This window comes from Zemynaea arenosa (assembly GCF_004614185.1).
GTDB classification, from domain to species: domain Bacteria; phylum Pseudomonadota; class Gammaproteobacteria; order Burkholderiales; family Burkholderiaceae_D; genus Telluria; species Telluria arenosa.
The window spans coordinates 1-4,588 of the sequence record NZ_SPVF01000199.1 but is presented as its reverse complement, the minus strand read 5'-3'; the positions used below and the strand labels follow the sequence as shown (position 1 = coordinate 4,588).

1 protein-coding gene is annotated in these 4,588 nt (G+C 69.4%); it reads right to left on the bottom strand.

Annotation, left to right across the window (positions count from 1 at the left end):
- Nucleotides 1–4,550 (bottom strand): two-component regulator propeller domain-containing protein (locus E4L96_RS15555; protein ID WP_135208133.1); only part of this gene is annotated, 4,550 nt, incomplete at its 3' end.
- Between the last annotated feature and the right edge of the window lie 38 nt (nt 4,551–4,588).

Here is a 4,588-nt window from a genome sequence, read left to right as displayed (position 1 = left end):
GACCGCTGCGTCGACGAGGAAATCAGCCTCGGCGACTTCGTGCTGTCCGGCGGCGGTTCGGACATCAGCGGCAGCACCACGCCGCGCGCCAGCTGGCGTTCGATGGTGCGCGACAGGCAGTGGTGCAGCGCTTCCTCGTCGAGCGGCTTGGTCAGGAATTCGTCCATGCCCGCGCTGATGTAGCGGTGGCGGTCCTCCTCGCTGGCGTTGGCGGTCAGCGCCACGATGGTCAGGCCGCGGTCCAGCACCGGCGCGTCCTCGGTGCCGCCGGCGCGGATCAGGCGCGCGGCCGTGGCCCCGTCCATCTCCGGCATGCGGCCGTCCATCAGGATCACGTCGTAGTGGTGCTGCGAGCACGCGGCCACCGCCTGGGCGCCGTTCTCCACGATGTCCACGCGATGGCCAAAATCCTCCAGCATCATGCGGATGATGATCTGGTTGGTCGGGAAGTCCTCGGCGCACAGCACTCGCAGGCGGTGGGTGTGCGGCTGGCGCGGCACCTGCACCACCAGCGGCGGTTCCACGCCATCGGCCAGCGGCACGGTGAAGGTGAACAGGCTGCCCACGCCTAGCTTGCTGTCCACGGTGATCTCGCCGCCCATCAGCTGCACCAGCTGGCGGCAGATCGCCAGGCCCAGGCCCGTGCCGCCGTAGCGGCGCGTGGTGGTGCTGTCGGCCTGCTCGAATTTCTGGAACAGGCGCGCGATCGCATCCGGCGCAATGCCGATGCCGGTGTCCTGCACCGAAAACCGGATCAGGCTCACGGTGCCCGCACCCGGCAGGCGCTCCACCTGCAGCCGCACGAAGCCGTCGTTGGTGAACTTGAACGCATTGCCGACCAGGTTGACCAGCACCTGGCGCAGGCGTGTCGGGTCGCCGACCACGAAGCGCGGCAGGTCCGGCGCCAGCCCGATGTCGAAGTCCACGCTGTGCGCGCCCGCCTGCTCCTCGAACAGCGCACTGACGTTGCCGATGGTGTCCAGCAGGTCGAAGTCGATGTTCTCGATGGTCAGCTTGCCCGCCTCGATCTTGGAGAAGTCCAGCAGGTCGTTGATGATGGTGAGCAGCGCCTGCGCGTTGGCCTGCCCGCGCAGGATCTGGCCGCGCGTGGTCTCCTGCAGCAGCGGATCGCGCAGCGCGAAGGACAGCATGCCGATCACGCCCGCCAGCGGGGTGCGCATCTCGTGGCTCATGTTGGCCAGGAACTCGGACTTCTGCCGCGTCGCATCCTCGGCGCGCTGCTTGGCGAGCCACAGCCGCTCCTCGTTTTCCTGCAGCGCGGTGTTGGCCCGGGCCAGCTCGTCGGTCTGGCGCCGCACCTGGCGCTCCTGCTCCACCAGGCGTGCCTGGGTATCTTCCAGCTCGCGATAGGCGCGCGCGTTGTCGAAGGCGACCGCAGCATGCGCGGCCAGGGTGCGCAGCATGTCCAGGTGCACCTGCTCGTAGGCGTTCTTGCGCGGGCTTTGCACACAGATGATGCCGATCAGCCGGTCCTTGACCGCCAGCGGCACGTACATCAGCGACTGCTCGTGCGCTGTCGGCAGGCCGTCCACGCGCACCGTCGGCAAGTGGCTGACCGCATCGCGCGACTCCAGGTAGCGGCCATATTCCGCATCCAGGTCGTTGATGAAGACTTCGCGCCGCCAGGTCAGGCACCACACCGCGAACTGGTTTTGGTCCGAGCACAGGCGGCGGTATGGCAGCACCCGCACGTTGTGGTCGATCGAGAACGGGAAGTCGATGGTCTCGGACTGCGCATCGTAGAAGCCGATGCCGAACATGGTCGCATCCATCAGCTGCTGCACATGGCGGTAGACGGTGGACATGATGGTGTTCAGGTCCAGCGACGCGGTCAGCTCGCGCCCGATCTCGGACAGCGTCGAGATATGGCGGTGCGCCAGCTCGGCCTCGGCGCGCTGGCCCTCGGCCTCTTCGCGGCGCTGGCGCAGTTCCTCCGCCTGGCGCTCCAGCTGGCGGTTCTGCTGGCCGATCTCCTCGGTGCGTTCGTCCACCTGGCGCGCCAGCAGGTCCTTCTGGCGCCGCAGGCCGGACAGGCGCAGGCGGTAGCCCGCCCCCACCGCGCCCAGCGCCAGCAGCGCCGCGCCGGTGCGGAACCACCAGGTCTTCCACACCGGCGGCAGGATCTCGATGGTCAGCGGCGCGCTGACCGGCCCCCACACGCCGTCCTTGTTGGCGGCGCGCACCCGGAATACGTAGGTGGCCGGATCGAGGTTGGTGTAGGTGGCGAAGCGGCGCGACGCATCGGCGTACACCCAGTCGCGGTCGAACCCTTCCAGCTTGTAGGCGAAGCGGTTGCGCGCCGGCGCGGCGTAATGCAGGGCCGAGAACTCCAGCGAGAACACCGAGTCGTCAGCCTGCAGCGTGATCGCACGGGCGTCCTCGATCGGTCCGGTGAGCAGGCCGGGACGGGCCGCGGCCACCGGGCGGTTGAAGATCTGCAGGTCGGTGAGCACGGCGCGCGGCGCGATCAGGTTGTCCTCGATGGCGCTCGGCTGGAAGGCGGTGATGCCGTTCTTGAAGCCGCCGAAGTACAGGGCTCCGTCGCGCCCCCGCACCGCCGAGCCGTCGAGGTATCCGCCTTCCACGGTGCCGTCGGAGGCGCCGTAGTTGCGGAAGCGGCCCGTCTTCACATCCAGGCGCGAGACTCCGGAATTGGTGCTGACCCAGATGTTCCCGGCCAGATCCTCCAGGATCGCCGAAATCGAGGTGTCGGCCAGGCCATCGGCGGACGAGTAGCGCCGGAACACGGCCGTGCCGTCGGCCTTGATGCTCATGCGGTTCAGGCCATCGGCGGTGCCGACCCAGATGTTGCCCGCGTGGTCTTCCAGCAGGTAGTGGACCTCGTCGTGCGACAGGCTGTCCGCGCGCGCCGGGTCGTTGCGGAAGTGGCGGAAGCTGGTGCCGTCGCGCTGCTCCAGCAGGTCCAGGCCATTGAAGTTGCCGACCCAGATGCGGCCCTGCCGGTCCTCCAGGAGGGGGCGCGCGTTGTTGTCCGCCAGGCTGGCCGGATCGGCCGGATCGTGGCGCCAGGCGTGCCAGCTGCGCGTGACCGGATCGACCGCGTACAGGCCGCCGCGCGTGGTCACCCACAGCGTGCCGGCGCGGTCGAAGCGCAGGTAGCGGATATTGTCCGAGTCGGCATCGCCAAAGGACTTGGTGACGTGGCGGCCGGTGGCCGGGTCGTAGCTGCTCAGGCCATAGTGGGTGCCGTACCAGATCACGCCGTTGCGGTCCAGTTCCGCCACCGTCACCACCGGGTCGGAGGCGAGGCCGCGCACCGCCGGGTCGAGCGGCAGGCGGGTGGCGTCGCCAGTGGCCGGGTTGATCCGCAACAGGCCCGCGTGGGTCGCCGCGATCAGGTAGTTCTGGGCGTCGACCGCGACGGAGCGCGTCTTGTTGAGAGCCTGCGCGGTACCGGTATCCCCCTGCTGCACCAGGCGCGAGAAGCCGCCGCTGACCATGTCCGCGCGGCTCACGCCTCCAAACCAGGTGCCGATCCAGAAGGTGCCCACGCGGTCCCGGTACAGGGACGCGATCTGGTTGTCGGCCAGGCTGTGGGGATCGTTGGGCAGGTGGCGGAAGTGGACAAAGCGCTTCTGGTCGCGCTGCCAGCGGTACAGCCCTCCGCCCTGGGAGCCGATCCACACGTCGCCGTCCGGGTCCTCGTACAGGACCGTCAGGAAGGGCTGGTCCAGTCCATCGGCGGGGCCGTAGCGGCGCGGGGCCGCGTGCGGGTCGGCGAGCTGGCGCGTCTCGAGCCCCGAGCGGCTGGTGATCCACAGCGTGCCGTGGCTATCGGCCATCACGCGCTGGATCTCGCTGGCGGCGGGGGCACCCGGGCCGGTGCTGCGGTAATGCTCGAAGCGGCCGGTGGCCGTGTCCAGGCTGTCCACGCCCGCGCCGGTGGCGATGAACAGGCGACCATCCGGCACCAGCGCGAGAGAACTGATCCGGTCGTCGGCCAGCGAATTGGGGTCCATGGTGTGGTGCCAGAAGCGGAACTTGCCGGTCTCCGGGTCCAGGTACTGCAGGCCGTCGCCGGTCCCGATCCAGAGTCCGCCCTTGCGGTCCTCGGCGATCGCGTGGATGTGCAGGTTGCCATTTCCGCGCTTGACCGTTTCCTCGGCCACGAAATGGCGGAAGCTGCGGGTGGCCGGCTCCCACAGGTCCAGGCCACCGTCGCTGCCAACCCACAGCCGGCCCTTGCGGTCCACATGGAGCGCGCGCACGAAGTTGTTCAGCAGGCTGCGCGGGTTATCCAGCTCGCGGTGGTAGCTGGTGACGCGATAGCCGTCGTAACGCGCCAGGCCGCCCTGGGTGCCGAACCACATGAAGCCCTGCGCGTCCTGCGCGATCGCCATCACGCTTTCCTGCACCAGGCCCTGCTCCACGCTGAGCTGTTCGAAGCGCAGCGTGCGTACCGGGGGTGTTTCGGCGGCCGGCGCGGGCCCCCCGGTCCCCACCAGCACGAGCGCCAGCGCCAGCGCCAGCACGGTGCCGCGGAAGCGGGAGGAGCGCAGGCGCCGCATGGTCAGGCCGCCGCGGTGTCGATGGCCACGCCCAGCCG